Raw genomic sequence first — 25,866 nt, 5'->3', positions numbered from 1 at the left:
CGACGGTCCATCGGACGGCGGGTGACGAGACGATCCAGGCCGGCCCCGAAGAACCGGCCCGGATCGTCGAATATCGATCAGGCGAGATCGAACCGGTCGTTTTCGACCACCTTGACCCACGCCGCGACGAAGTCGTCGACGAACTTCGCCTTCGCGTCGTCCTGCGCGTACACCTCGGCCACCGCCCGCAGCACGGAGTGCGATCCGAAGATGAGGTCGTTGGCCGTCGCCGTCCACTTCGCCGCCCCGGAGGCGCGGTCGAAGCCTTCGTAGACGTTCTCCGCCGACTCCGACGCCTTCCACTCGGTGTTCTGGTCGAGCAGGTTGACGAAGAAGTCGTTCGTCAGCACGCCCGGCCGGTCGGTGAACACACCGTGGTCGGTGCCGCCGTAGTTGGCGCCCAGAGCGCGCAGACCACCGATGAGCACCGTCAGCTCCGGAGCCGTCACGTCCAGCATGTACGCCCGGTCGAGCAGCAGGCGCTCCAGCGGAGCCTTCTCGCCGGTCCGCGTGTAGTTGCGGAACCCGTCGGCCCGCGGTTCGAGCACCGCGAACGACTCGACGTCGGTGTTCTCCTGGGTGGCGTCCGTCCGTCCGGGTGCGAACGGCACCGTGACATCGTGACCCGCGTCCTTGGCGGCCTTCTCGATCGCCGCGGACCCGGCCAGGATGATCAGGTCGGCGAGCGAGACCTTCTTGCCGCCGGAGGCCGAACCGTTGAAGTTCTGCTGGATCTGCTCGAGCACCGGCAGCACCTTGGCCAGCTCGTCCGGCTCGTTGACTTCCCAGTTCTTCTGCGGCTCGAGCCGGATCCGGGCACCGTTGGCGCCACCGCGCTTGTCGGTGCTGCGGTAGCTGGCTGCCGAGGCCCAGGCGGTCTTGACCAGCTGCGCGACCGACAGGCCGGACTCGAGCACCTTGCTCTTCAGCTCCGCGATGTCCTGCTCGTCGATCAACTCGTGATCGACGGCGGGAACGGGATCCTGCCACAGCTGCGGCTCGGGAACCCAGGGGCCGAGGTAGCGGCTGATCGGGCCCATGTCGCGGTGCAGGAGCTTGTACCACGCCTTGGCGAACGCCTCGGCCAGCTCCTCGGGGTGATCGAGCCAGCGCCGGGTGATCTCCCGATAGATCGGGTCTTCGCGCAGCGACAGGTCCGTGGTCAGCATGGTCGGCGTACGCGCGGGCCCGCCGAACGGATCCGGGATCGCGCCCTCGCCCGCACCGTCCTTCGGCTTCCACTGCCAGGCCCCGGCGGGGCTCTTGGTCAGCTCCCATTCGTAGCCGTACAGGTTCTGCAGGAAGCCGTTGCCCCACTTGGTCGGGGTGGCGGTCCAGACGACCTCCAGGCCGCTGGTGATGGCGTCCTTGCCCTTGCCGGTGCCGTAGGCGCTCTTCCAGCCCAGGCCCTGCTGTTCGAGGGGAGCGCCTTCCGGTTCGGCGCCGACCAGGCCGGCGTCGCCCGCGCCGTGGGTCTTGCCGAAGCTGTGGCCGCCGACGATCAGCGCGGCGGTCTCCTCGTCGTTCATCGCCATGCGGCCGAATGTCTCGCGGATGTCGCGCGCGGCGGCCACGGGATCCGGCTGACCGTTGGGCCCTTCGGGATTCACATAGATCAGGCCCATCTGGACGGCGCCGAGCGGGTTGGCCAGCTCGCGGTCACCGCTGTAGCGCTCGTCGCCGAGCCAGGTGTCCTCCGGACCCCAGAAGACCTCCTCCGCCTCCCAGATGTCCGGACGGCCGAAGCCGAAGCCGAAGGTCTTGAACCCCATCGACTCGAGGGCCACGTTGCCCGCGAACACCAGCAGGTCGGCCCACGAGATCTTGCTGCCGTACTTCTGCTTGACCGGCCACAGCAGCCGGCGCGCCTTGTCCAGGTTGGCGTTGTCCGGCCAGCTGTTCAGCGGCGCGAAACGCTGCGCGCCCTGACCGCCGCCGCCGCGGCCGTCGGAGATGCGGTAGGTGCCCGCGGCGTGCCAGCTCATCCGGATGAACAGGCCGCCGTAGTGGCCGTAGTCGGCGGGCCACCAGTCCTGCGAATTGGTCAGGACCGCCGCGACGTCGGCCTTGAGGGCGTCGACGTCGAGCTTCTTGAATTCTTCTGGGTAGTTGAAGTCCTCTCCGAGCGGGTTGGACTTGGACGTATGGGCGTGCAGCACCGAGACATCGATCTGCTCCGGCCACCAGTCCTTGTTGCTGCGGGGGCGGTGGTCCGTCTTCGCGGTGGGCGACGGGATCGCCGGGTTCTCGCTCTCGCTCGCGCTGTGGGTCTTGGTGTCAGGATTGGGCGGGCGGCTATCGGATGACACAGCATTCCTTCCTGAATGAGTGATGTGGGCTGCGATCACGAATGTGATCGGGAAGCCTGTGATTCCACACAATCGGGGCACAGGCCCCAGTAGATGACCTCGGCTTCATCGATCGAGAACCCGCTGTCATCGGACGCGGTCAGACACGGGGCCTCGCCGATGGCGCAGTCGACATCGGCGATCACCCCGCATCCTCGGCATACGACGTGATGGTGGTTGTCGCCGACCCGCGATTCGTAGCGGGCGACGGACCCGGACGGCTGGATACGCCGGACCAGGCCGGTGGCGGTGAGTGCGTTCAAGGAGTCGTAGACCGTTTGGTGGGACACCTCGGGCAGCGCGGATCGAACAGCGCGGATGATCGACTCCGTGTCGGCGTGCGGGTGGTCGTGGACCGCACTGAGCACCGCGACCCGCGGGCGGGTCACACGTAGCGAAACTCCTCGCAGCATCTGCTGGAACTCCGAGGCCGTTGGCATGCTCGGAAGTCTCGTCCGTTTTCTGGAACGAGTCAAGAGTTTGTTCGGAAGTTGCGCGGTACGTGCCGCGCGGAGGCCGCCCCGGAGGGCTCGTCGGGCAGCGTACCCACTGCCGCGCAGAGCACGTGGGCGTTTGCGGCGATTCGATGGAGCCGACGAGGCGCGGATGATCCGGCTACCGGATCGGCTGGGCAACCAGCGAGCTATCTCGGCGCTGCGGCCCCATGGGCCCGCTCAGGGCCGGAAAACGGAGCGGATGCAGCCTTCCTTTTTGTGCTTGAAGATGTCGTAGCCGTATACCGCGTCGTCGAGCGGCATGTCGTGGGTGATCAGGTAGGAGGGGTCGAGATCGCCCTGTTGGATGTAATCGAACATGCGGGGTACGAACCGCTGGCCGTATTGCTGTGCCGTGCGGATGGTGAGGCCCTTGTTCGTCACGACACCCATGGGGAATTTGTCGGTGAGACCGTATACGCCGAGCACCGAGACGATGCCGCCTTTCCGGCACGCGAGAATCGCTTCCCGCAGCGGTGTCGCGCGATCCGATTCCAGCCGGAGCAACTGTTTGGCCCGATCGTAGAGTTGCTGGAGTCCGGTGCCGTGTCCTTCCATCCCGACGGCCTCGATGCAGGCGTCGGGCCCGCGGCCACCGGTACTTTCGCGCAGGATCTCGTGGACGCTGTCGACGGCGGTGTAGTCGATGGTTTCCGCGCCGAACTGCTCTTCCGCCACGCGCAACCGCTCGGGAAGGCGGTCGATGACGAAGATCCGCTCGGCGTCGAGCAGGCGTGCCGTGTGCCCGGCCATCAATCCGACGCCGCCGCTGCCCCACACCGCGACGGTGTCGCCGGGGTGGATGTCGCAGAATTCGGCGCCCATCAGTCCCGTCGGCACGGCATCGGACAGGAACAATGCTTGTTCGTCGGTGATGCCGTCCGGGATCCGGAAACAGTTGGTGTCGCCGAAGGGGACACGGACATATTGCGCATGGGAACCCTGATAACCCCCGAAGGGATGGGTGTAACCGTAGATTCCGCCGGTCGGGTAGCCGAAAAGCGGTTGTTGCAGAGCGCTGTTCGGATTGGTGGTATCGCAAAGGGAATACAGTTCGTGGTCGCAATACCAGCACGATGCGCATCCGATGAAGGACGGGACCACGACACGGTCACCCACGGCGATCGAGGTGACTTCGGCTCCGGTTTCCACGACCTCGCCCATGAATTCGTGTCCGAAGACGTCGCCTTCCCGCATTCCCGGCAGATATCCGTCGATGAAGTGCAGATCGGACCCGCAGGTGGTGGTCAGGCGGACCTGGACGATGACATCGTGCGGATTGACCAGAACCGGATCGGGGACGGTTTCCACGGCGAGTTCGTTGACGCCGTTCCAGCAGAGCGCGTGCATGTCTCCTCCTGTTCACCGAGCGGAAGAGCGGGCGCTCGGATTGTGGGCCAGGGTGGGCATTTCGCCGGTCTGCAGCCGGGCTCGGGCTCGGTAGAGCGCGGTGAACATGCCCGCGCCGGTCAGCAGGTCGGGCAGCGGGGTCCGGGCTCGCATCGTCACTTCGGTCCCGAGATTCCGCGGTGCTTCCCGGAAGGTGAGTTCGATTTCGAGACCCTGGCCTGCGTCCTGGTCGGCGGAGCCGACGAACCGGAAGTGTCCGTCCTCCTCGCGCAGTGTGGTCTTCCAGGTCGTGTGTCCGTCGGCGCCCGCGTACAGCCTCCACTCGTAGGTCGACGGAGCCGGAGATCTGACTTCGGCGACGTCGCCGAGTACCTCGGACAGGCTCGTCGGGTCGCGCCAGAACTGCTCGACCTCGGCTCGTGGCCGGGCGATGGTCACGGTCTGACTGCCCGAGTAGCTGGTCGCCGACTCGATCACCCGTCCCACGAGATCGCTGAGCAGGTGTTTGGTGTCATCGATGTAGTGCATAGGGCCCTCCTCTCGCTCTCCGCGGTCGCAAGGCACCCGGCACACATGAAAGGCCCCTGCGATCCGGATACGAACCATCGGCCGCAGAGTCGTGCGCTTCCTATGCGGTCTCGGAGCGGCTACCCGCCGCCGGAAACGCCAAACCGTTTCCGTCCCGCTTCGACGACCTCCGCCCACACCGCGCCGCCGCCGTTCATCTCGATCGGCCGATCTCGGTCTGCTTCGCCGCCAGGCGCGCGGCGAATGCCGGGGAGTCGAGGGAGGCGACCTGCGGCACGATCTCGGCGTCGACGGCATCGGCGTGGGCGTCGAGATTCGCGGTGTGGCGCATGGTGCGCTTGGTGGTGATGAGCAGATCGCGCGGCGCTTCGGCCGCGCCGGCGGCGAAGTCGATCGCTCCGGCGAGCAGCGCGTCCTGATCGCCGTCGATCACCCGGTGCGCCAATCCTGCGCTCAGCGCCGCCTGAGCGTCGAGGATCTCCCCGAACAGCGTCATCGCGGCGGCCCGTTGCGGTCCGACGGCGCGTTGCAGCATCCAGGTCATCCCGCCGCCGGGATGAAGGCCCAGCCGCAGGAATCGCGCGTCGAACCGCGCGCGGGGACCGGCGATCCTGACATCCGCGGCCAGCGCCAGGTTGAGTCCCGCGCCGACGGCGGCGCCGCCGACCACCGCGATGGTGGGCAGTGCGCAGCGCGCGACCGCGAGGAATCCGTCGTAGATCACCCGCAGCCCCTCCTCGCGTGCCGCACCGAGCGCGCTCAGATCGGCTCCGGCGCAGAATGCGGGCGGGGTTCCGGTGACGAGCACCGCGTGCACACCGGTATCGCGCTCGGCCTCGGCCACCGCGTCGGCCAGTTGTTCGGACAGCGCCGGTGTCAACGCGTTCCGCCGATCCGGGTCGTGCACGGTGATGACCGCGACCTTGTCCCGCCGCTCACTCCTGATCTCCGCCATGACCGGATCGTAGGCGCCGGGGACGGTCAGAAGACGCTCGGGACCGCGCACCGACTCGTGGGGCGCTCTGACCGCCGAACGCAGATCCATCGCCGAGCTCACCGGGGCCGCGGATGCGTGGCGAACAATTCGGGTTCATTCCGCGTCGAGTACCTTGCGGGCACGGTCGTAGTTCTCCTTGCGCTCCTGAGCGCCATTGGAACCTCCGTTGATCGATCTGGTGATCGCGCCGACATCCGATTCGTCGGCCCGGTCGTTCAGATTCTTGGCGTCCCAGAACCACCCGGCGGTTGCGAAGGCGTACTTCGGATCGGCGGCCAGCTTGTGATCGCCGACGAGATCGACACCGAGGGCCTCGCCCGCCTCCTGATAGTTGTTGCGACCGGTCAACTGCAACGCGCCACGGCCGTGGAAGCGGGCGCCGTCGCCGGGCCTGTTGTTGCCCAAGCTTCGGCCGACGCCGGAGCCGGGCCCGTAGAGGCGGTTGAAATATTCGTCGTCACCGTATTCCTCGAGCGTTTTCAGATCGTCGGTTTCCACCCCGATCTGGGCTAGGAAAGCGGCTTCCCGCTTCGGCGTGTCGATCCCGAAGTCGCGCATCGCCTGGTCGAGGTAGGGCAGGTACTCCTGCAATTTCGCGCGGGATGTGCCGGGGAAGATCCGCTCCAGTTGTTCCAGGGTCAGCGGGCCCGTGGTCCCGGCCCGGTCGGCATTGTGCCCGGCGACGGCGGCGAATTTCGTCTCCACCCGCACGAGTGTCGCGACGACTTCGGTCAGGAGTGACTTCTCCTCGGTCGGCGACAATTTCTTCGAGCGCGCCGAGACCGCCACCGTGGCAGCTTGCAGCACCGGTGCGAGACGTGCCGCCTCGTCTCTGATCGTTCCGATCAACGCGATGTTGTCCTTCGCCACGTCGCCCACCTTGCCGGATATTCCCGTGGCTTGGGCTTTCAGATCGTCGGCGAGGCGGGCCAGCTTTCCGGACTTCTCGTTGTAATGCGTGGTGACGATGGACTCGTTGGCCACGTCGTACAAGTCGGCCTTATCGAGCAGGACGATCAGGTCCGGAATGTCCTCGGGGTGTCCGTTACCGAGTTGGTCGACCATGAGATCGAAAGCGTTTCGGGTGAATTCGATGACTTTCCGCAGCGTGGCGGAGGCTTGTGGTGGGGCGATCAGACTCTCGATCTGTTTGCGGGTATCGGCGACCGCCGAAGACGCCTGCGGGGTCGGATCCGCCCCGAGTACCTTGGCCGGTAGTGCGAGCAGACCGTATCGTGCCCGCCCCCAGGGATCCGCCTGCAACGGGTCGTAGGGGGAGCCCATGTCCACGATTCTCGCATGACCAGCGCAAACGTCCGCCATTCTCTCCCCAGCTGTGACAAGGCGGGTCTCACCCAGCGGGAATATCCAGCGGGCGCTTCGAGTGTCTGTCGACTCCGGCGGTGACGACTCCGCGCAAGCGGCGTGCAAGCCGGTGCAAGTGCCGGGCAATGCTTTCGCCGCAGTGTGTTTCGTATGAACGAGACACGTGAAGTGGTGGTGGTCGGCGCCGGGCCGGTCGGGCTCATGCTGGCTTGTGAGCTGCGGCTCGCGGGGGTGGATGTGCTCGTGGTGGAGCGCCTCGCCGAGCCGGACCGCACGATCAAAGCGGGGGCGATCAATGTGCCCACCGCTCAGGCCATGTACCGGCGCGGGCTGCTGCCGCAGCTGCGCGCCGAGCAGGACGCCGCATTCGCCCGGTTCGCGCAGTTCCGTCGCGACGGCGGCATGCCGCCGATCGACCGGGGGCGGCGGCCTGCGGTGGGTCACTTCGCGGGCATCATGCTGAATTCGGACGCCGTCGACTTCGACGATCCGGAATTCGCCGAGGTCGGTCCGGCCGCCGAGGTCTTCCTGGTGGCCCAGCAGTCCGTCGAGGCGATCCTGGGTGGCCGCGCTGCCGAACTCGGCGTCGAGGTCCGGCGCGGGGTGGAGGTCATCGGGCTGTCCGACGACGGCGCGGGTGTCACCGTCGATTGCGGTGACCGCAGGGTGCGCACCGGCTGGCTGGTCGGCTGTGACGGCGGACGCAGCACGGTCCGCAAGCTCGCCGGGTTCGAGTTCCCCGGCCTCGACCCGGAGATCACCGGCCATCAGGCGATCGTGGACATGACCGGAGCCGAGAACCTTCGGATGAGCTGGAATGCTACCGAAACCGGTATCTACGCCTATGGCCCGATGCCCGGCCGGGTGCTCACCGTCGAACTGGACGGCCCGCCCGCCGATCGGGAGACCCCGGTGACGGCGGCCGAATTGCAGCAGAGCATCCGTGCCGTGAGCGGAGTCCCGGTGGTCGTCACCGCCGTGCGTTCGGCCACCCGTTTCACCGACAACACCCGCCAGGTCCCCGATTACCGCAAGGGTCGGGTGCTGCTCGCCGGTGACGCCGCGCACGTGCACTCACCTTTCGGAGGTCAGGGCCTGAACCTCGGTATCGGCGACGCGGTGAATCTCGGCTGGAAGCTGGCCGCCGAAGTGCGCGGCTGGGCGCCCGGCGGTCTGCTCGACACCTATACCGCCGAACGCCATCCCATCGGCGCGTGGGTGCTGGATTGGACGCGCGCGCAGGTCGCTTTGATGCGCACCGATATCCGCAGCCGTGCCCTGCGCGCCGTCGCCGCCGAACTGCTCGCCTCGCGCGACGGCGCGACCGGCGTGTTCAAGAACATCTCCGGTGTTCGGCATCGCTACGACATCGGCGGGGGGCACTCGCTCGTCGGATCGGTCGCTCCCGACATCGAATTGGCCGACGGCACCCGCCTCGGTGAGCATTTCACCGGCGCGGAGGGCATCCTGCTCGACCTCGTCGATTCCGGCGACTTGCGATCCCGCGCCGCGGGATGGTCCGGGCGGGTGCGGGTCGTCACCGCGAAAGCCGCTCAGCCGCGAGAGCTTTCGGCGATTCTGGTCCGTCCCGACGGCTGTGTCGCGTGGGCTGCCGACGGCGGCGACCTGGACGGCCTCGAGGAATCGCTGGCCCGTTGGTTCGGTGCTCGCGCCCACACCTGATGTTCGCGCGGACCGCGCCGCACCCGGTGACGCCGTGGGTGACATCGCCGGGTCGGGTTCGGCGGGCGCTGCGGTCAGCTCAGCAGTCGCTGTTCCAGTTGCGCGAGGACGGCTCGGTTGCGTTGCGCGTCCAGAGCAAGGGCTGCCGCCCAGACGTGCGCCGAGATGACTCCGGTCTGGACTCGGTCGATCCAGTCGTGAATGGTGCTGCGCCGATCGAGGGTGTCGCTGTCGAAGGTGATCGGTTCGAGCTCCGGCAGATGCACGTAGCGCAGCTGGGTGATCTCCCTTCCGCGGGCGTCGAAGATGCTGGCGGCCCATACTTCCTCGGTGGTGGAGGATTCTTCCGGCCCGTCCGGCGACGAGGTGATCGTGTCGGGCTGGTTGTCGATCCCGTGCACGACGGCGTCCGCGGCGGCCTGGTGGGCCAGCCCGAATCCCCACAGGCGGCCGTTCATACCCGCCATCATCCGCCCGGCGATGTCCAGGATGGGAGAGCCCGCCACGGTGGGGGTGTCGTTGGGCGAGAATTCCGCGAAGCCCGCCGCGCTCGCGCTGTCGTCCTCGCCGGTGCCGGTGAAACCCCAGATGTGGACGAGGCCGGTGTCGGTGGTGGGCGCACCGCTGCGGCGCGTGATCATGGCGGGCAGCAGGATGTCGATGACGGATCGGGCCGGATACCGAATCGCCGGTACGGTGTCCGGACGACGTGAGTTGTTGTTGCGCTTGGGGTTCCGGCGGCCGCACATAGAACTTCTCCGTCGAAGTGTGGTTTCGGACAAGGCGTCGATCCGGTGGTGCTCAGCGTTGTCAGTGTAGATAGATCGACCGGTGACGTTGTCGACAACAGCGCATACTCGTCCGCGTCGCATGTCCGAACCCACGGCCTCCGCTACCGCGCTCGGTTCACCGTCTCGCCGACTGCTGCGGGTTGTTCGTCCAGGTCGGCGCTGCGGCGGGCCTGCTCCCCGCCGTGTGTGCTCGGACCCGCGCGGGCGGCGTCGGCATCAGGACGTGTTGACAAGCGTGAACCCAGCGGCGGCGGCCTTTCCCGGGCGGCGTCAGCCGGAAAGCTCGGTCCGCAGGAGCCCGGCTGCGTAATACCCGTCGACGGCGGAGGCGGCGACCGCTGCGGCATCGGTGTCGATGGTCCCGATCCGTTGTCGCGCAATCCGTCCCAGGGTGTATCCCGTCTTCGGGGAAGTCGAGTTCCTCGTCGAGATTCTCCGACGCGCCGCCGATGTGGGTTGTCCGGCAGCGCCTGCGGGGTCGCGCTGCCGGATCGGCGGTCAGGCGGTGCGATCCAGCCGCGGCGTGGAATGCCCTATGGTGGCGCTGGTTTCGCCGATGAGGCGCCGCAGGAAGGCTTCCTGCTGCTCGCGTCCGTGGATGGCGGCGCGGTCGAGGCCGCCGGGAGCCAGGTGGGTGTAGGCGGTGCGCACGAGGTTGACGGGGATGCGCAGCGCGGGGTACCAGGGCGGGACATAGGCGGGCAGGCCGAGGATACGCATCGCCTTGGGTCCGAGGAAGGCGCTGCTGACGGACAGGTGCTGGGCGCGGGCGAGCCGGCCGCGCAGCGTGGGCAGGTTGGGATAGGACCAGTTCAGTGGATCGTCGGCCATAGGTAGGGCGAGTTGGCGGCTGGTCTCGTCGGGATTGGTGATGGCGGTCAGGCAGTGGTCGAGGATGGCGATGCCGTCGCGGAAGCTGGTGGGCAGCCATTGCTCTTCGACGCCGATCAGCCAGCCGACGTAGCGGGTGAGGTGGGCGGCGGCGGCCAGCTCACGGGGGGAGAGGATGACGCCGAGCGCCATGCCGCCGACGACGGGTGCGAGCAGGGCGCCGACGAGGGTGGCGGCCATGTCGGTCTGGTTGATCGGCAGGCCCCATTCCTCGGTGCGCCAGTCGGGCATGGCGGCGACGTGCCTGCGGACCAGCGAGTGGATGAGGCGCACGTGCAGGGTGGAGCGGTAGCCGACACCGTAACGGTCCATGCCGTTCTCGGTGGACACGTCCATCGCCCATTGCAGGGTCTCGGCGAACCGGCGGGCGGGGCCTTTCTCCAGGGCGCCGGTGCGCAGAAGGGTCTTGTTGAAACCGGAGGCCAGATAGCCGCCGATGAAGGAGACGTCACGGGCGAAATACAGCCCGTCGTTGCCGCCGGAACGGAACACACGCTCGCCGTCGCGCAACAACTTCGGGTCGACCCAGGCGGGGGTGTCCTCGACGGCGGTGAAGAACTCGCGCAGCGGCGCGGGCGCGCCGGGGATGCTGTCGATGCCCGACCGGAGTGCCTGCTCGAACAACGGCCGCGTGACGGCCATGCCTTCGGTGTACATCCACTCGACGAGGCTGTCCATCGGCTCGTCGCCTACGAGCAACGAGGCGCCGAGCAGCTGCCAGCGCTGCGGGGAAGGTTTCCCGATGCGCAGCAGCGCGGCGAACGGGCCCAGGCCGGGCGCCTTACGAGGCCGATCGGGATGCCGGGCCGGGATTGTCGCGGACGTCGTCATGGGTGGGCTCCTCGTCGGGGCGGGTGATGCCGTGTTTCATCAAAGGCACGATGGTGGTGCGGACAAAGGCGCGGGCGCGGTCGTCGTCGGTGAAGTCGACGCTGCCGCCCCCGGGGGTGAGCATCAGCGAGTGGGCCAGGCGGGCGACGAGTTCGGCCACCGGGCGCGGGTCGTACTCGTCGACGAGGCCCGCGGACTGGGCATGAGTGAGCATGCCGACGATGTACTCGATGCCGATGGACACCAGGCGTTCGCCCTGCACGGTGGAGAAGCGCAACGCTTCGTCCGGCGCGACCCGCAGCAGTTGGGTGACCAGCCGGTGGATGCGGGTCTGCAAGAGGACGTACAGCATGGTGTCCTCGATCTGGGCGTCCACGCCGGTGGCGGTGGCGGCGATCGCGGTCACCTCCGCGAGCATGCGCCGGGTCTCGCGGGCCAGTACCGCTTGGATCAGGTTGTCCTTGCCCGCGAACCGGCGGTGGATGGTGATCCGGCTGAGCTCGGCCATGCGGGCGATGTCCTCCAGGCTGGCCCGGCGGATCCCGACCTGCAGGATGCGTTCGAGCGCGGCGTCCATGATCCGTTCGTCGACGCCGTCGGAACCCTCGCTCATGATACAAACATACAAAGACTGTGTCATTGAGTCAATGATTCGACGAGTGTGGCCGCGACACCGGTCGCGTTCGTCGCCGCGCCATGTTGTCGCTCCCGTATCACCCGCCACGAATAGAATTGCGCGGGAGGCGGACTCGCGATCCGTGCGGCCGCGGGAAACGTGGGAGACGATGACCGGACCGCGATGGCCGACCGTAGCGCTGCGCTGGTCCGCCGTGCTCGCGGTCGCGGCTTGGACGGGCGGATGCGCGACCTTGCTCGGTGAGCCCGCCCCGCCGCCTTCGGCCGAGGAGATCGCCGCCGCCGCAGCGGAATTGGCCGGACTACCGGCTTCGGAGGTGGCCGAGCAGCGGATGGCGTCGGTCGTCGAGGAGATCGCGAACGCCGCCTCGGCGATCGAACCGGCGCTGCGGTGGATCCGAAGCGAGGACCGCGCCGTGGGACCTTGCTATGGGCCCTATGCGCACACCGGCGGCAGGCGTGTCGTCCTGCCGCGCTATCGCGCCGACGGTTCCCTGCCCGCAGGAGCCTGGCCCGGGTTCCAGGAAACGGCCCGAGCGCTGGCCGCGTCCGTGGGTGCGACGGACATGCTGCCGAGCGCGGCATCGTCGCCGGACCGGTACGTCACGTTCGAAGGCTCGGATGGGGCCGAGTGGGACAGCAACACCGAGCTGTCGGTGTTCACCGATGCCCGGTCGATGACGATCACCGCGACCGTGGGTTGCCGACTACCCGCGGATGAGCGGTCGCCTCGGTGACTTTCCCTGTCACATCCGTATTCCCGAGCCACGGAACGCTCGCCGGTAGGCGCCCGGGGTCGTGCCCACCTGGGCGCGGAAGCGGCGGCGCAGGTTGACCGCGGAGGTCAGGCCGACCCGTGCCGCGATCGCCTCCACCGGCAGGTTCGTCTCCTCCAGGAGGGTGCGCGCCTCGGCCACCCGGCGCGACAGCAGCCATGCCCCCGGGCTCGTGCCGAGCTGATCGGCGAAACGCCGGGCCAGCGTGCGCGGCGAGACGCTGAGGTGCGCGGCCAGATCGCCTACCGACAGCGCTGTCCCGAGCCGCGCGCCTGCCCACTCGAGCAGGCCGTCCAGCGCGTCCGTGGGTGGTGCGGGCGGGGCGTACTGTGCTTGGCCGCCCTCGCGGTGCGGCGACATCACCATGTGCCGCGCGACGAGGGTGGCATGCGCGGCCCCGTGGTCCTTCCGGACGAGGTGCAGGCACAGGTCGATGCCCGCGCCCGCTCCGGCGCTCGTGGCGACATCGCCGTGGTCCACATAGAGCACGTCCGGTTCCACCCGAACTTCCGGGAACTCCCGCGCCAACTGTGCGGCGCGCGCCCAGTGGGTCGTCGCCGAGCGTCCGTTCAGCAAGCCCGTGCGGGCGAGCGCGAACACTCCGGAGCAGATCGTCACGAGCCGCGCCCCACGGGCGTGCGCCCGCAGCAGCGCGTGGCGCACGGGGGCCGAGAGCGGCGCCTCCACCGGCGCCCAGCCCGGGATGAGCACGGTGTCCGCGGAAGCGAGCGCCGAAAGGCCCTGCGACACCTCCAGCGCGTACCCGGCCGATGTCGGTACCGGCCCTGGCGTCTCCGTGCACACCTCGAACTCGTAGTAGTGCGGCACCCCGGCCCGCTGTGTGCCGAATACCTCCGCGGCGCAGCCCAGCTCGAATGTCGACTGCACCGGCCGCACCAGGGCCACCACGCGATGCATGGCAAGAATGTACCCGGTGGTGTCCGACTGGACACTTTCTCGGCCTGCTTCCACGCGGCACCGTGAAAGCCATGCATTCCGAAATCCTCGCCCAGGAGGGCTACACCGCTGTGTCCGTCGCGGAATCTCCGGCTCGGGAGCTGTTTCCCGGAATCCGGGTACGGCACCTCTGGACCGGGCCGTCCGGTGCGAGCGCCAACGTGCTGGAGATGGACGCGGGTACGTCGTGGCCGCGCCGCGACGTCCACGAGCCCGGCCCCGAGGAGGTCTACGTGGTCGCGGGCACCTTCAACGACGGCGCGCGCGACTACCCGGCCGGGACGTTCCTGCACGCCCCGGCCGGATCGTGGCACGTGCCAGGGACTGCGACCGGCTGCACGCTGTTCGTCTTCTACCCGGAAGGCTGATCGCGCCGGCGGTCTCCGGCCCCGACGGGCGTCGAGGTTTCGGCGAGGCCGGTCAGCGCCTGCGGCAGAGGCCCCTGGTGCAGCACGCCGAGACGTTGGGTGGCGCGGGTGAGGGCGACGTAGAGTTCGGCCGCGCCGCGCGGGCCGTCGGCCAGAATTCGTTCCGGCTCCACGACCAGGACGGCGTCGTATTCCAAACCCTTGGTCTCCGCCGCCGCCACCGCGCCCGGCACGTCCGGTGGCCCGATCACGACGCTTGTGCCTTCGCGTGAGGCTTCGTCGCGGACGAATTCGTCTATGGCGGAACCTATTTCGTCGGCGGCGACCTGCCTGGACCACGGCCGTACGCCGCATGCGCGAACCGACTCCGGTGGCTGGACGCCGGGTGCGAACGTGGCGAGCAGCTCGGCGGCGACGGTCATGATCTCCGCCGGGGTGCGGTAGTTCACCGTCAGCGATCGGTAGACCCACCGGCCCGGTACGTACCGATCCAGCATCGCGCCCCACGAGGTCGCTCCGGCGGCCGCCCGGCGTTGGGCGAGATCGCCGACGATCGTGAAAGACCGCCCGGGGCAGCGCCGCATCAGCACCCGCCAATCCATTTCGGACAGTTCCTGGGCTTCGTCCACCACGACGTGCCGGTAGGTCCAGTCCCGGTCCGCCGCCGCGCGTTCGGCGAGTTCCCGGCTGTCGCGCTCGAGGAAGCGATCCGCCAAATCCTCCGCGTAGAGCAGGTCCTGGGCGAACAAGTGGTCCTCGTCGTCCATCATGTCCTCGCGGCTGACCAGAATGTCCAGCACACCCGCCGCGTACTCGGCCTGGGCCTGCTGTTCCCGCTCGGCGTCGTCGTCCCGCTTCACACGGCCGAGTAGATCGACCAATTCATCGAGCAGCGGCACGTCCGACACCGTCCAGGCATCGCCTCTGCGGCGCAAGAGGGCCGGGTCGGCGCCCGCCGCTGCCAGCCGTTCCGGGGATTCGTACAGCTGCGCCAACAGTGTCTCCGGTGCCAGGATCGGCCAGAGTTCGTCGAGCGCGGCGGTGAACCGGTCGTTGTCCGCGAGTTCCGCGCGCAGGTCCGACCGCAGGTTCTCCCATGCTTCGCGGTCGTCGCGGGTCAGCCAGCCCCGGCCGATGCGGGCGATCGCCCGCTCGGTGAGCACCCAGGTGACGATCTCGGTGAACACGGCGCGAGCTTCGTTGTGCGGTAGCCCGCTCGCCCGCGCCTCCTCCCGGCCCCACTCCGCGGTTTCGGCGTCGATTCGCACGGTGACGTCGGACAACTCGATCGACAGCGGATGCTCCGGCACCCGCTGCCGGTCGGCTACGGCCGCCGCGAGCACGTCCAGGATCCGCAGCGACCCTTTGTGCCGGGCGGCGTCCGGGTCGTCCTCCGCGGTGACGTGCAGGCCGGGCACCAGGTCGCCGGTGGTCGTGAACACGACGTTCGTCTCGCCCAGCGACGGCAGAACGCGGCCGATGTGGTTCAGGAACGCCGGATTGGGGCCGACCACGAGCACGCCGTGGCGTTCCATCCGCTCCCGCTGGGTGTAGAGCAGATACGCGACGCGGTGCAGCGCCACGACGGTCTTGCCGGTGCCGGGGCCACCCTCGATCACCAGCACGCCCGGGTGGTCGAGCCGGATGATCTCGTCCTGTTCGGCCTGGATCGTCGCCACGATGTCGCGCATCCCCTCGCCACGCGGCGCGTCGACCGCCGCGAGCAGCGCCGCGTCGCCGCGCTCGGCGCCGCCGGGGCGGCCGAGGACCTCGTCGGTGAAATCGACCACTCGGCGCCCGCGGGTGTGGAACTGCCTGCGCCCGCGCATGTTCTCCGGGCTGGCGGCGGTGGCGACGTAGAACGCGCGCGCCGCGGGCGCCCGCCAGTCGAGCAACAGCGGTTCGTACTCGTTCTGCGCGTCGAACAGGCCGATCCGGCCGATGTAGGAACGTTCGCCCGACAAGGCGTCCAATCGCCCGAAACACAGCCCGTTGTCCGCTACGTCCAGCCGCTTCACCTCCCTGGCCAGCGTGCGCACCGCGACATCCCGTTCCATCGGCGTTCCGCCGTTCCCGCGCAGAGCCGCGGTGTATCCGCGCCTCGCTCGCGCGCGCTCGGCGTCGAGCCGCGTGTAGAGCCCGGCCACGTAGCTCCGCTCGGACCGCAGTTCGTCCTCGTACCCCTGAGTGGACACAGGCCCCTCCGTTTCGTGGCTCGACGATCCCGCGCGGACGCCGCTGCTCGCCTGATCACATCGAGCAGTAACGCCGCAGCCAGCGATTCTGCGGCACGACCCGGGTCTTGCCGCAAGCCCCCGGGTGCGCTATAGGTTGTAGGTGGAGGGGGTCAGACGCGGGTGAGTTCGAACAGCGGAATGACGCGTTCGGTCTTCGCCTGGTACTCCGTGAGAACGGGCGCCAGCTCGACGACTCGCTCGAAATACCGGTCGCGTTCGTCGCGCGGCAACTCACGAGCGATCACGGCGTAGGCATCGGTGCCGACCTCGACTCGGGCACGCGCGTCGGCACGCAGGTTGTGCACCCACGCCGGATCCTTGGGCGAGCCGAGGTAGGAGCCGACGACCAGCATCCGCCCGTCGACGGTCACATACGCCAGCGGTGACAGCCGGGGCGCGCCCGACTTCGCGCCCGTCGTGTGGAGCAGCAGTAGTCTGCCGCCTGGTAAGCCGCCGACCTCGCCGCCGTTGGCGCGGAACTCTTCCACGATGCCGCGGTTGAAGCCGTCCAGCGCGTCGGTGTCGGAAGCCAGTCTGTCCTTGTCGAACTCGGTCATGTGCATGGCAACTGTCCGAAGGGCGAGGTCCATTCCGGGCATGTCGCGGCGGCCGAAATCGTCCCGGCCCTACTCGACCAGCCTCGCGCTCTTCAGCCAGTCGTAGGCGACGTCGGCGGGGTCTTCGCCGTCGATGTCGACCCGGCCGTTGAGATCCTGCATCAGCTCGTCGGTGAGGTGCTCGGAGATGGTTGCGAGCAGCGCGCGCAATTGCGGGTACCGATCGATGATCGCGCCGCGCACGACTGCGGTGCCGCTGTAGGGCAGGAAGAACTTCCGGTCGTCATCGAGGACCACCAGGTTCAGGTTCTTGACCCGGCCGTCGGTGGTGTAGATCATGCCGAAATTGCACGGGGCGCTCTTGGCCGTGGCCGTGTAGACGACACCGGCGTCCATCCGCGTGACGTTGCCGGAGGGGACACCGTTCGGATCGTTGTAGGGGATACCGTATTTCTGCAGCATCGGAATGAAACCGTCGGAGCGGCTGAAGAATTCGTCGTCGACGCAGAACGTACGGTCGGGCACGGGGAGCGCGGCCACGTCGGACAGCGACTTCACGCGCAGGCGTTCGGCGGTCGGGGTCGACGCGCCGAAGGCGTACGTGTCGTTGAAGTTCGCCGGCGGCAGCCACTCCAGATCGTGGTCGCGCTTCTCGATGTCGTGCACGCGCTGCCAGAGTTCGGCCGGGTCGGAGATCGTCTCGGTCTGGTTGTGGTAGTTGACCCAGCCGGTGCCGGTGTACTCCCAGAGCACATCGGCGTCGCCGCCCAGCTGAGCCTGCCGGGACGAGGCCGAGCCCGGCGCCCCGGTCAGGTCGGTGACCTTCGCGCCCGCCGCGGCCAGGTAGGTCGCGGTGATCTTGCCAAGCAGCACGCCCTCGGTGAAGCTCTTGGAGGTGACGACCAGCTCGGCGCCGTCCAGCGGCCGGTCACCGCCGGGCAGGCGCGCGTCGTGGAAGGTTCCCGAGGAGCTCACCAGACCGCACCCGGCGAGCGCCGCCGCCGATACGACGAGTGCGCAGAGCAGGGCGACCAGCCGGGCTCGTGGCGACGTCATGAGATACCTCGTGGGGTCGCGGCCAGTTCCACCAGTCGGCCGAGCCAGTCGATGATCAACGCCAGGAGTCCGACCAGAATCGCGCCGGAGACCAGCAGTTTGGGCAGGAAGAGGGTGACGCCGGTGGTGATCAGCGTGCCGAGGCTGGTCGCGCCGATGAACGTGCTCAACGTCGCGGTGCCCACGAGGATCACCAACGCCGTGCGCACCCCGTTCAGAATCACCGGGACCGCGAGCGGCAGTTCGACCTGCAACAGCGTGCGCGCGGCGGAATAGCCGATGCCGCGGGACGCCTCGATGGTGCGCTGATCGACTTGCCGGAGCCCGACGATCGTGTTCTGCAGGATGGGCAGCACCGCGTACACGACGAGACCGACGATCGCCGTGCGGAATCCCGTGCCCAGCCAGAAGGTGAACAGCACGAGCAGCCCGACCGCGGGCGCGGCCTGGCCGATATTGGCGATATTGACCGCGATGGGCTCGAGCCGCCGCAGCGCCGGGCGGGTCAGCGCGATGCCGAGCGGAATCGCGACGACCACCACGATCACCGTGGCCACCACGGTCAGCTCGATGTGCTGGACGATCGTGGTCTGCAGGTTGTCCCAGCCGAGGGACGCCCGCTCGGTCGCGGTGAATGTCGTCGACCGGTACCAGAGGACATACCCGACAGCGATGACGAGGATGACGATCGGTTCGAACCACACGTCGATCGGCAGGCGGCGCAGACGGCTCATGACGGCTCGTCCGATCCGGGTTCCTCGTCGGCGGCGACCACCGGCGTGGGCGCCGGATCGGTTCCGTCGACGTAGGTGACGTAGGAGAGGTCCTCCGCGTCGGCGCGGCCTTCGGCGAGTTTGGTCCGGATCACGTCGGTGACCGTGTCGATGCTGAGCGAGCCGAGGACCGCGCCGCGGCCGTCGGTGACCAGGGCGGCGCCTTGGCTGGTGGCGAGCATGGCGTCGAGCGCGTCGTTGAGCGTCGAGGATCGTGCGACCACGGGCAACCGCCGATCCAGGTAGTCGGAGACCTCCGGTTTGGTCGCCAGCTCCGTGAGCGAAGGCCACGACCGGGGCCGCCCGGCCTCGTCGACGACGACGACCCAGGTCTGTCCGGCGGCCTCGGCGCGGTCGATCACGCCCTGCGCCGACTCGCCGATCCGCGCGGTGATCACGTCGTCGTAGGCGACGTCGCGCACCCGCGACACGGTCAGATAGGCCAGCTTCGCGCCGGACCCGACGAACTCCTCCACGAACGGTGTGGCCGGATCGGTGAGGATCTCCTCCGGGCTCGCGTACTGCTCGACCTGACCGCCCTCGGACAGGATGAGCACCTTGTCGCCGAGCTTGGTGGCCTCTTCGAAGTCGTGGGTGACGATCACGATGGTCTTGCCGAGTTCCTGCTGGATCGCGATCAAGCTGTCCTGCAGGCGAACCCGGGTGATCGGGTCGACCGCGCCGAACGGCTCGTCCATGAGCAGCACCGGCGGATCGGCGGCGAGCGCACGCGCTACGCCGACCCGCTGCTGCTGTCCGCCGGACATGTCCTTCGGCAGCCGGTCGGCGAAGGTGGCGGGATCCAGACCGACCAGATCGAGCAGGTACTCGGTGCGTTCGGCGATCCGCTTCCTGTCCCACCCGAGCACCCGGGGGATGGCGCCGACGTTCCTGGCGACGGTCCAGTGCGGGAACAGGCCACCGGACTGGATGACGTATCCGATCGATTGCCGGAGCTTGTCCGGGTCCTCCCTGGTGACATCGCGGCCGCCGATGAAGATGCGGCCCTCGGTCGGCTCGATCAAGCGGTTGATCATCTTCAAAGTGGTCGTCTTGCCGCACCCGGACGGGCCGACGAACGCGACGATGTCTCCCGCCTCGATTTCGAGGTCGAGGCGCCGCACCGCAGGCTTGTCCTGGCCTTTGTAGCGCTTGACGACCGAGTCCAGTGTGATGGACGCGCCGGTCACCGAGCGTTGCGTCGGCGCGGGAGCGGGCCTGGTGGTCACATCGTCGGTCATGACAGTCCCTTTGCGATCGTGAGGCGTCCGAGCAGGACGAGGAGTGCGTCGAACACCAGCGCGATGATGACGATGAGGATGGTTCCGGTGAGCGCCATCTCCAGGGAGTTCGCGCCGCCGAGGCGGGAGAGTCCGTTGAAGATCAGCGATCCGAGGCCAGGTCCGAGGACGTAGGCCACGATGGCGGCGACCCCGACGATCATCTGGGTGGACACCCTGATTCCGGTGAGAATCACCGGCCAGGCGATCGGCAATTCGACGGTCAGCAGAATGCGCCGGCGCGAGAAGCCGATCCCACGGGCGGATTCGACGACCGAGGCGGGCACCGACCGCAACCCCACGATCGCGTTGCCGACCACCGGCAACGCCGCGAAGAACGCCAGCATCACGAACGACGGGACCACCCCCAGCCCGAACGGGACCAGCAGGATCGCCAGCAGTGCCAGCGAAGGAATCGTCAGCGCGACCCGGCTGGTGGTCAGCGAGAGCGCGGACAGCAGCGGCAGCCGATAGACCGCCACCGCGATGAGGACGGCGACCACGGTTCCGACCAGAACGGTTTGGAACGCCAGGGAGGCGTGTTGATAGGTCAGGAACGCCAGGACTTCGCCCCGCCCCCGGATATAGCTCCATAAATTCACGGGATTCCCATCGTCAGCCGAAGACCGGTCGGTACCTGTCCGTGTACAGCCGCGCGAGCCGGCGAAAAGTCGTGGACAATGCGGGTTCGATTTCCGGCGGCGCGCGGAAAGCGAATCGCCGCACGGCCGAATTCGCGCTCCTTTTCGACCGTAACCGATTCTTTGCCGGACAGGAGTTCTGTGGGCACGAGTCCTCTGGTCACGAGAACGGGTTATGCCGCCTGTGCGACGGGGTCGACCGTCGAGTGGAGCCCGGCATTGCCCGCCATCACGGTGCCCGGCGCGCCGACGTGACCGCCTGACCCGACCACCTGCGGAGCGGATGCGATGCCGGCTGTGTGATCGGCGGACATACCAGGGCCTTTCGCTCGAACCGGATGATCGGGTCAGAGGAAACCACGCCCACCCCGGTGCGGCCAGCATTACAGTCAGCCGGATCGAAACGGGCGACGCGATCGTTCCCGTCGGGAGTGATCGGGCGTCGAATGCGCGGAATCGGCCCTCCGCCTGCCCCAATAGGAGCTGAAGCCGTTCACCGGAAGAATGTTCCCCACACTCGGTAGCGGTGTTTCGAGATGGCGGTGAGCGGCTCCGCCGTCAGTGCACCCGGCGTGATCTCCGCGAAGCTCGACACGTCCCGGCAGAGGTGGGACTGGTCGGTGTAGCCGCAGGTCGCCGCGACGTCGGCGGCAGGAAGGCCTGTCAGCAGGCCTTCGACCGCGTGCCGGAACCGGACCAGCATCGCGGCCCGCTTCGGGGTCAGTCCGATCTGGGCTTCGAACCTGGACCACAGCCGTTTGCGGCTCCATCCGCAGGATCCGGCGAGTTCGCCGACCAAGACCTGCCCTCGGCTCGCGACGATGCGTCGCCAACTGGCGACGACTTCCGGGTCCGGGGTCCGGGTCGGGTCGGCGCACTGCCGCAGAAACGAATTCGTCAGCGCGAAACGCTCCTCCCATGTCGCGGCACCGGCGAGCCGCTCACGCAGCAACAGCGCCCCGCGACCCCACAGATCGTCCAAGCCGACGACCGTGCGGCCCAGATCGACCGGATCGATAGTCGACAACGAATAGAACTGCGGGGGCGACAAGCGCGCCTCGATGCACTCGGCCCGCTCGGTGCGCACCCGCATCGTCCCGTGCGGAAACCCGGAGACGAAGCCGCTGAGTGCCTGCCGGCCCGCCGTGCTGTCGACGATCAGTTCGTTCTCCCCGAACTCGATCAGCACCGTGACCGCCGGTAGCGCGGTGACTCGGAGGTCCAACCCGCCGGCCCCATGAGCGCGATACCCGATCATCGCCGTGCCGCCCACCGGCGCGTCACCGGGCGAACGGCGAAAATCCCACCCGGTGTCATGCTCGAGCCCGATCGGTCCCACCCGCTCAGGCTAACCGCCTCGACCCGCGATGGGAGAGGGCCGCTCAGGACGGGTTTGCGCTGTCATCCCCCATATGCCGATCGCGTCGAGTCCTGGTTCTCCACGCCCGGCCGCACGTCCTCTCCGATGTCGGCCGAGTGGTGCCGCCGGCCCGCGACCGTGGGTTCGTCGCGGAACACGGCTGCGATGTAGCCGTCGGGACGAATGAGTACCTCGGTGTCACCGGTGATCTCGTAGTTGCGGTGGACACTGCCGTCTCCATCGATCAGAGTGTCGGCCCCGGTAGCGGCTGTGTCGGTGGTGATCCGGATCGTTCGCGTCGCTGCGGTGCCGCGGGCTTCGGTCCGGTCGGGAGCGTTGCCCTGGTCGAAGGTGAGCAGGGTCCAATGGGGACCGCGCAGCAGATCGAACACCCGGACTTCGCGACCGGACGAGGCCTCGATACCGACGGCGTCGGGAGCGCGGTCACCGGTGCGAACGCGGCCGGTCCTCGGGCCGGGGCCGGTGAGCGGACTGTCGGGGTAGGCGACGGTGAGCCCGGTGGTGAAATCGTCGGTGAGCCTGCGGACGGCCGACGCTCCGTCGCCGTTGCCCGCGGAGCGCATGAGTGCGTGCATACGGTCGGTGCTGTCGTCGAGGACGGCCCGCGCGACCGCGCGGCGTTCGAGTTCATAAGTGTCCAAGAGGCTTTCATCGGCCCCGTCGAGAACGGCGGCGAGTTTCCAGCCGAGGTTGTAGGCGTCCTGGATGCCGGTGTTCATGCCCTGCCCACCGGCGGGGGAGTGGATATGCGCGGCATCCCCGGCGAGGAAGACCCGCCCGACCCGGTAACGGTCGGCCAGGCAGACATTGATCCGGTAGAGCGACAACCAACCGGCGTCCTCGATGCGGACCTCCCCCAGTCCGGAATGCTCGGCGAACAGCCGCCGGAACAGGTCGAGCGTCGGCGCGGCAGGATCGGGGTCATCGGCGGGAATGGACGCCTGGAATTGCCAGACATCGGTGCTGGGCAGCGGGAACAGCGAGAGGATCCCGTGCTCGGGGCTCATCCACACGTGCTGGCAGCGATTGTCCAAGCCCTCGATCCGCACATCGCCGAGCCACCAGCGGTGGTCGCCATAGGACACCCCGGCGAGTGTGGCGCCGATCCGCTCCCGGACCACGCTGCGCCCACCGTCGCAACCGACGACGTAGAGGGCGCGCATTCGCCGATCACCGGTGGTCGTGGACACGGTCACCTCCACGGCGTCAGCTGTCTGCGCGACGGCCGTCACCTCGGCTCCCCACTCGACCCGGCCGCCGAGTTCGGCGAGCCGATCGCGCAAGATCTGCTCGAACATCGGCTGTGACAACCACACCGGCGGGTACGGCACCCCTGGACCGCGTACGCCCAGCGCGGCCTCCACGGCCTCGGAGATCACGCGGTCACGGTCGTAGTGCCGGGTCGGCACATGCACCCGCCCCAGCTCCAACACTCGATCGATCACGCCGAGGTCGTCGGCGACCTCCAAGGCCCGGGGCTGGATCGTCTTGGCGCGCGACGCCGTGCTGGGTCCGGCGGCGCGGTCGACGATGCGGTAACCGACGCCTCGGCGGGCCAGGTCGATCGCGAGGGCCAGACCGGTCGGGCCCGCGCCGACGATCAGGATGTCCGTTGATGTCCGCATTTTCATCTACCTACCTTAGGTATCTATTTTTCGACCGCACGTCGTCGCTGTCGAGGGGTGGATGCCGAGTACTATATACCTAACTTAGGTATCTGAACAAGGTGGGAAATGAGCGGCGACAACGACGCGCTGAAGGGGCTGCTGCCGCGCATGGCGCAGCTGAGCAACACGCTGGGTCGTGGGCAGTTGTTCGAAACAGCCACGGCGGCAGCCGGAATCACCCTGGAGCGGCCCGCGGTCACAATACTCGTGATCCTGGAATCCGCCGGGCGACCGTTGCGGGTAGGGGAGATAGCGGCCCGGATGCAGGTGGCCGGGCCGCACGTCACGCGCCAGCTCAACGGTCTCGAACGGCGCCGCTTGGTGCAGCGTGTCCCGGACCCGGACGACCAACGCGCCCGATTGATTACCCTCACTCCGGCCGGGGAGAAGCTGATCGGCCGTTATCTGCGAGTCATCGACGGATGGTTCGACCAGGCCCTGTCGGGATGGTCGGCGTCCGATCAGCGCGACCTCGTTCGCCTGCTCGGTCGCTTGGTCGACGACCTGTCGACGCACCTGGACACCGTCGTCGAGGACCCTCTCGTCGAATAGTGTTGCGGCGCGGCATTACTCACCAGCGGCGGCCGGGATCGGTGAACCATCGTGGACAGCGCGCCCGACTGCGGGCCGCGCGACCGGGAGCGCGGAATGGGACGACCGGCTCGCGCTCGGGATTCGAATCGCCGTTCTCCGCGGGGAACTGGTCTTCGGCGGGCTTCTCGGCGTGGAGCTGCGTCGGTGCCGCGTCACCCCTGGTTCCATGCCAGGCGCAGCACGCCGTTGACAAGGTAGCAGACGAACAGGATCGCGGCCGGGGTGAGTGACGCGGCGCCGTACAGCGCCAATGCGCCGGTGCCGAACCAGGCCAATTCGAACAGCATTCGAGCGAAACCGTGTAAAGGGTATGTGGCATTGGTTCCGCCGCCTGCGGCGAACAGTCCCCACAGCACCGCGAGCAGCAGGGGTGCGCCGATGCCCGCCACGATCTTGATCGGCCACTGCGCATTCACGGTGAAACCCCAATATCCGGCGCTCCCCAGCACGCTCAACTCCAACAAGAACATCAGGCCGAGATTGGCCGCTTTGACCGCGCCGAGCACAACTACCTCCAGTGATAACCGCTCTTTCTTGAGAGCAATGCTCTCATTTAGGTGGTGGTGCGTCAAGCGGCGACGGTCACCGCCTGGTGTGTGGGTGATCCGGTTCGATCGGTAGGGTGGCGGCATGCAGGTCGGGGAACCGAGTAGAACCGCCATGGCCGTAGCGCGAGCGAGGGCCCACCATCAGGTCGCCGACGAGCCGCGGGTGTTCACGGATCCGCTGGCTGTGCGGATCGTCGGCGAAGCAGCCATAGGCGCCAGCGAATTCGAGCGAGGGATCGACCAGGATCTGGCTCGTCGACGGCGCTTGTTCATCGCGGCGCGCAGCCGCTTCGCCGATGACGTGGTGGCGGCCGCGGTGGCCCGGGGGACGAACCAAGTAGTCGTCCTCGGTGCGGGGCTGGACACCAGCGCCTACCGCAATACCCACGAGAACGTGCGATTCTTCGAGGTCGATCATCCCGACACCCAGCAATGGAAGCGGCGCAGGCTTGCCGAGGCCGAAATCGCCGTCCCGCCATCGCTGACGTTCGCCCCGATCGACTTCGAGGAGTCCACGCTCGCCGCCGGATTGGCCGCGGCCGGTCTGGACCGCAGCAGCGACGCGTTGTTCGTCTGGCTGGGTGTTGTCATGTACCTGACCAGGGCATCGATCGATGACACACTGCGCTACATCGCCGGTCACGGCGCCGCCGCAGAGGTGGTCTTCGACTATCTGTACCCGCCCTCCTCGGCGCCGCATGACGTCGCGGCCGACGACAGGCAGGCACGCGCGGATCGCGTCGCCGCGGTCGGTGAGCCATGGCTCAGCTTCTTCACCGCGGAGGAGATCCGCGATGCGTTGCTGTCCTTCGGCTTCACGCGGATCGAAGACCGTACTGCGACAGAGTTGTTGAGCGCGTATGGCGTCGGAGCCGCCGCTCGGCCGGCGAATTCGGTGCCGCACCTGGTGCACGCCGGCACGGTGTGAACCCGGGCGTCCTCGTCTCCTCGGCATAGGTGACTCCGAGCCGAGACCGACCGATGCGCCAGGCGCTGGACCTGGCCAAACCGTGTCGCCCCTTCAGGTGACACATGCACGCGTCCGTACCTGTCACGCGGGCGCCGTCACCGGCGTCTTGCGGTCGCTCGGTTGGTCGTGACGGTCGAGATCGTCGCCGTGGCTGTGACCGAAGCCTTTCGGGCACGGGCGCATAGG

General features: G+C 68.1%; 24 protein-coding genes. 5 read left to right on the top strand and 19 right to left on the bottom strand.

The genetic code is table 11. The features are described 5' to 3' along the window. Positions 1 to 77: 77 nt before the first annotated feature. From katG to ABZ824_RS34605, 6 genes are all read right to left on the bottom strand, one after another. A complete protein-coding gene (gene katG / locus ABZ824_RS34630) occupies positions 78 to 2,309 on the bottom strand; it encodes a catalase/peroxidase HPI (protein WP_356968487.1) in 2,232 nt (743 codons plus the stop codon). A 35-nt stretch (positions 2,310 to 2,344) separates the two neighbouring features. Next, the gene (locus ABZ824_RS34625) at positions 2,345 to 2,788 is read right to left on the bottom strand and encodes a Fur family transcriptional regulator (RefSeq protein ID WP_355079392.1); all 444 of its coding nucleotides are present in this window, start codon (positions 2,786 to 2,788) and stop codon (positions 2,345 to 2,347) included. Between the two features lie 234 nt (positions 2,789 to 3,022). Beyond that, positions 3,023 to 4,192, bottom strand: coding sequence for a zinc-dependent alcohol dehydrogenase (locus ABZ824_RS34620; RefSeq protein ID WP_355079390.1), 1,170 nt, complete (start codon positions 4,190 to 4,192; stop codon positions 3,023 to 3,025). Positions 4,193 to 4,204: 12 nt separating this feature from the next. Beyond that, positions 4,205 to 4,720, bottom strand: coding sequence for an SRPBCC family protein (locus tag ABZ824_RS34615; protein WP_355079388.1), 516 nt, complete (start codon positions 4,718 to 4,720; stop codon positions 4,205 to 4,207). 193 nt (positions 4,721 to 4,913) lie between these two features. Next, on the bottom strand, positions 4,914 to 5,675 hold the full coding sequence (locus ABZ824_RS34610) for an enoyl-CoA hydratase (RefSeq protein WP_356968484.1): 762 nt from the start codon (positions 5,673 to 5,675) through the stop codon (positions 4,914 to 4,916). 135 nt (positions 5,676 to 5,810) lie between these two features. After that, the gene (locus ABZ824_RS34605) at positions 5,811 to 7,001 is read right to left on the bottom strand and encodes a glycoside hydrolase family 19 protein (RefSeq protein WP_356968482.1); all 1,191 of its coding nucleotides are present in this window, start codon (positions 6,999 to 7,001) and stop codon (positions 5,811 to 5,813) included. 192 nt (positions 7,002 to 7,193) lie between these two features. On the opposite strand from ABZ824_RS34605, the gene ABZ824_RS34600 reads away from it, so the two are divergent. Beyond that, a complete protein-coding gene (locus tag ABZ824_RS34600; RefSeq protein ID WP_356968480.1) occupies positions 7,194 to 8,726 on the top strand; it encodes an FAD-dependent monooxygenase in 1,533 nt (510 codons plus the stop codon). A 74-nt stretch (positions 8,727 to 8,800) separates the two neighbouring features. Here the strand turns inward: ABZ824_RS34600 and ABZ824_RS34595 are convergent, their stop codons facing one another. The 3 genes from ABZ824_RS34595 to ABZ824_RS34585 all read right to left on the bottom strand — a co-directional run bounded on the left by ABZ824_RS34595 (position 8,801) and on the right by ABZ824_RS34585 (position 11,852). Continuing rightward, on the bottom strand, positions 8,801 to 9,475 hold the full coding sequence (locus ABZ824_RS34595; protein WP_356968478.1) for a hypothetical protein: 675 nt from the start codon (positions 9,473 to 9,475) through the stop codon (positions 8,801 to 8,803). Between the two features lie 540 nt (positions 9,476 to 10,015). Then, entirely contained in the window at positions 10,016 to 11,239 is a 1,224-nt protein-coding gene (locus ABZ824_RS34590; RefSeq protein ID WP_356968476.1) for an oxygenase MpaB family protein, read from the bottom strand. Continuing rightward, positions 11,190 to 11,852 (bottom strand): TetR/AcrR family transcriptional regulator, encoded by a 663-nt coding sequence (locus ABZ824_RS34585; RefSeq protein ID WP_356968474.1) that lies wholly within the window; start codon positions 11,850 to 11,852, stop codon positions 11,190 to 11,192. Before ABZ824_RS34585 ends, ABZ824_RS34590 begins: the two co-directional genes overlap by 50 nt. A 172-nt stretch (positions 11,853 to 12,024) precedes the next feature. Between ABZ824_RS34585 and ABZ824_RS34580 the strand changes: the two genes are divergently transcribed. After that, a complete protein-coding gene (locus ABZ824_RS34580) occupies positions 12,025 to 12,612 on the top strand; it encodes an LppA family lipoprotein (protein ID WP_356968472.1) in 588 nt (195 codons plus the stop codon). 9 nt (positions 12,613 to 12,621) lie between these two features. On the opposite strand, the gene ABZ824_RS34575 is transcribed toward ABZ824_RS34580, so the two are convergent. Further along, entirely contained in the window at positions 12,622 to 13,569 is a 948-nt protein-coding gene (locus ABZ824_RS34575) for a helix-turn-helix domain-containing protein (protein ID WP_356968470.1), read from the bottom strand. A gap of 71 nt (positions 13,570 to 13,640) precedes the next feature. Between ABZ824_RS34575 and ABZ824_RS34570 the strand changes: the two genes are divergently transcribed. Then, on the top strand, positions 13,641 to 13,976 hold the full coding sequence (locus ABZ824_RS34570; protein WP_355079368.1) for a cupin domain-containing protein: 336 nt from the start codon (positions 13,641 to 13,643) through the stop codon (positions 13,974 to 13,976). Here the strand turns inward: ABZ824_RS34570 and helR are convergent. The 8 genes from helR to ABZ824_RS34530 form a co-directional block, all read right to left on the bottom strand. Then, positions 13,961 to 16,171 (bottom strand): RNA polymerase recycling motor ATPase HelR, encoded by a 2,211-nt coding sequence (gene helR, locus ABZ824_RS34565; protein WP_356968468.1) that lies wholly within the window; start codon positions 16,169 to 16,171, stop codon positions 13,961 to 13,963. The two genes, ABZ824_RS34570 and helR, sit on opposite strands and share 16 nt — an antisense overlap. A gap of 152 nt (positions 16,172 to 16,323) precedes the next feature. Continuing rightward, positions 16,324 to 16,770, bottom strand: coding sequence for a nitroreductase/quinone reductase family protein (locus ABZ824_RS34560; RefSeq protein WP_356968466.1), 447 nt, complete (start codon positions 16,768 to 16,770; stop codon positions 16,324 to 16,326). A gap of 69 nt (positions 16,771 to 16,839) precedes the next feature. Continuing rightward, a complete protein-coding gene (locus tag ABZ824_RS34555; RefSeq protein ID WP_356968464.1) occupies positions 16,840 to 17,826 on the bottom strand; it encodes a glycine betaine ABC transporter substrate-binding protein in 987 nt (328 codons plus the stop codon). After that, positions 17,823 to 18,560, bottom strand: coding sequence for an ABC transporter permease (locus tag ABZ824_RS34550; protein WP_356968462.1), 738 nt, complete (start codon positions 18,558 to 18,560; stop codon positions 17,823 to 17,825). Before ABZ824_RS34550 ends, ABZ824_RS34555 begins: the two co-directional genes overlap by 4 nt. Beyond that, a complete protein-coding gene (locus ABZ824_RS34545; RefSeq protein WP_356968460.1) occupies positions 18,557 to 19,840 on the bottom strand; it encodes an ATP-binding cassette domain-containing protein in 1,284 nt (427 codons plus the stop codon). Before ABZ824_RS34545 ends, ABZ824_RS34550 begins: the two co-directional genes overlap by 4 nt. Continuing rightward, positions 19,837 to 20,481, bottom strand: coding sequence for an ABC transporter permease (locus ABZ824_RS34540; RefSeq protein ID WP_355079357.1), 645 nt, complete (start codon positions 20,479 to 20,481; stop codon positions 19,837 to 19,839). Before ABZ824_RS34540 ends, ABZ824_RS34545 begins: the two co-directional genes overlap by 4 nt. 532 nt (positions 20,482 to 21,013) lie before the next feature. Next, positions 21,014 to 21,859: a helix-turn-helix domain-containing protein gene (locus tag ABZ824_RS34535; RefSeq protein ID WP_356968457.1), complete on the bottom strand. Its 846-nt coding sequence runs from the start codon at positions 21,857 to 21,859 to the stop codon at positions 21,014 to 21,016. Between the two features lie 62 nt (positions 21,860 to 21,921). Next, on the bottom strand, positions 21,922 to 23,526 hold the full coding sequence (locus tag ABZ824_RS34530) for an FAD-dependent monooxygenase (protein ID WP_356968455.1): 1,605 nt from the start codon (positions 23,524 to 23,526) through the stop codon (positions 21,922 to 21,924). A 108-nt stretch (positions 23,527 to 23,634) separates the two neighbouring features. Here ABZ824_RS34530 and ABZ824_RS34525 point away from each other — a divergent pair, with 108 nt between their 5' ends. Beyond that, on the top strand, positions 23,635 to 24,120 hold the full coding sequence (locus ABZ824_RS34525; RefSeq protein ID WP_356968453.1) for a MarR family transcriptional regulator: 486 nt from the start codon (positions 23,635 to 23,637) through the stop codon (positions 24,118 to 24,120). A 194-nt stretch (positions 24,121 to 24,314) separates the two neighbouring features. On the opposite strand, the gene ABZ824_RS34520 is transcribed toward ABZ824_RS34525, so the two are convergent. Next, positions 24,315 to 24,734: a YrdB family protein gene (locus ABZ824_RS34520; RefSeq protein WP_356968451.1), complete on the bottom strand. Its 420-nt coding sequence runs from the start codon at positions 24,732 to 24,734 to the stop codon at positions 24,315 to 24,317. A 58-nt stretch (positions 24,735 to 24,792) separates the two neighbouring features. Here ABZ824_RS34520 and ABZ824_RS34515 point away from each other — a divergent pair, with 58 nt between their 5' ends. Beyond that, positions 24,793 to 25,638: an SAM-dependent methyltransferase gene (locus tag ABZ824_RS34515; protein WP_356968449.1), complete on the top strand. Its 846-nt coding sequence runs from the start codon at positions 24,793 to 24,795 to the stop codon at positions 25,636 to 25,638. Positions 25,639 to 25,866: the final 228 nt, after the last annotated feature.

Origin of the sequence: Nocardia sp. NPDC047038, assembly GCF_040644075.1 — a bacterium.
Classification (GTDB): Bacteria; Actinomycetota; Actinomycetes; order Mycobacteriales; family Mycobacteriaceae; genus Nocardia; species Nocardia sichangensis.
This window is presented reverse-complemented; position numbering and strand designations above follow the sequence as displayed.

Coding starts and splice junctions, on each gene's coding strand:
- ABZ824_RS34585 (WP_356968474.1), bottom strand. CDS start 11,852: ATGAGCGAGGGTTCCGACGGCGTCGACGAACGGATCATGGACGCCGCG.
- ABZ824_RS34525 (WP_356968453.1), top strand. CDS start 23,635: ATGAGCGGCGACAACGACGCGCTGAAGGGGCTGCTGCCGCGCATGGCG.
- ABZ824_RS34590 (WP_356968476.1), bottom strand. CDS start 11,239: ATGACGACGTCCGCGACAATCCCGGCCCGGCATCCCGATCGGCCTCGT.
- ABZ824_RS34615 (WP_355079388.1), bottom strand. CDS start 4,720: ATGCACTACATCGATGACACCAAACACCTGCTCAGCGATCTCGTGGGA.
- ABZ824_RS34600 (WP_356968480.1), top strand. CDS start 7,194: ATGAACGAGACACGTGAAGTGGTGGTGGTCGGCGCCGGGCCGGTCGGG.
- ABZ824_RS34605 (WP_356968482.1), bottom strand. CDS start 7,001: ATGGGCTCCCCCTACGACCCGTTGCAGGCGGATCCCTGGGGGCGGGCA.
- ABZ824_RS34570 (WP_355079368.1), top strand. CDS start 13,641: ATGCATTCCGAAATCCTCGCCCAGGAGGGCTACACCGCTGTGTCCGTC.
- ABZ824_RS34595 (WP_356968478.1), bottom strand. CDS start 9,475: ATGTGCGGCCGCCGGAACCCCAAGCGCAACAACAACTCACGTCGTCCG.
- ABZ824_RS34530 (WP_356968455.1), bottom strand. CDS start 23,526: ATGCGGACATCAACGGACATCCTGATCGTCGGCGCGGGCCCGACCGGT.
- ABZ824_RS34580 (WP_356968472.1), top strand. CDS start 12,025: ATGACCGGACCGCGATGGCCGACCGTAGCGCTGCGCTGGTCCGCCGTG.
- ABZ824_RS34625 (WP_355079392.1), bottom strand. CDS start 2,788: ATGCCAACGGCCTCGGAGTTCCAGCAGATGCTGCGAGGAGTTTCGCTA.
- ABZ824_RS34610 (WP_356968484.1), bottom strand. CDS start 5,675: ATGGCGGAGATCAGGAGTGAGCGGCGGGACAAGGTCGCGGTCATCACC.
- ABZ824_RS34545 (WP_356968460.1), bottom strand. CDS start 19,840: ATGACCGACGATGTGACCACCAGGCCCGCTCCCGCGCCGACGCAACGC.
- ABZ824_RS34560 (WP_356968466.1), bottom strand. CDS start 16,770: ATGACCGAGTTCGACAAGGACAGACTGGCTTCCGACACCGACGCGCTG.
- ABZ824_RS34550 (WP_356968462.1), bottom strand. CDS start 18,560: ATGAGCCGTCTGCGCCGCCTGCCGATCGACGTGTGGTTCGAACCGATC.
- ABZ824_RS34515 (WP_356968449.1), top strand. CDS start 24,793: ATGCAGGTCGGGGAACCGAGTAGAACCGCCATGGCCGTAGCGCGAGCG.
- ABZ824_RS34575 (WP_356968470.1), bottom strand. CDS start 13,569: ATGCATCGCGTGGTGGCCCTGGTGCGGCCGGTGCAGTCGACATTCGAG.
- ABZ824_RS34555 (WP_356968464.1), bottom strand. CDS start 17,826: ATGACGTCGCCACGAGCCCGGCTGGTCGCCCTGCTCTGCGCACTCGTC.
- ABZ824_RS34620 (WP_355079390.1), bottom strand. CDS start 4,192: ATGCACGCGCTCTGCTGGAACGGCGTCAACGAACTCGCCGTGGAAACC.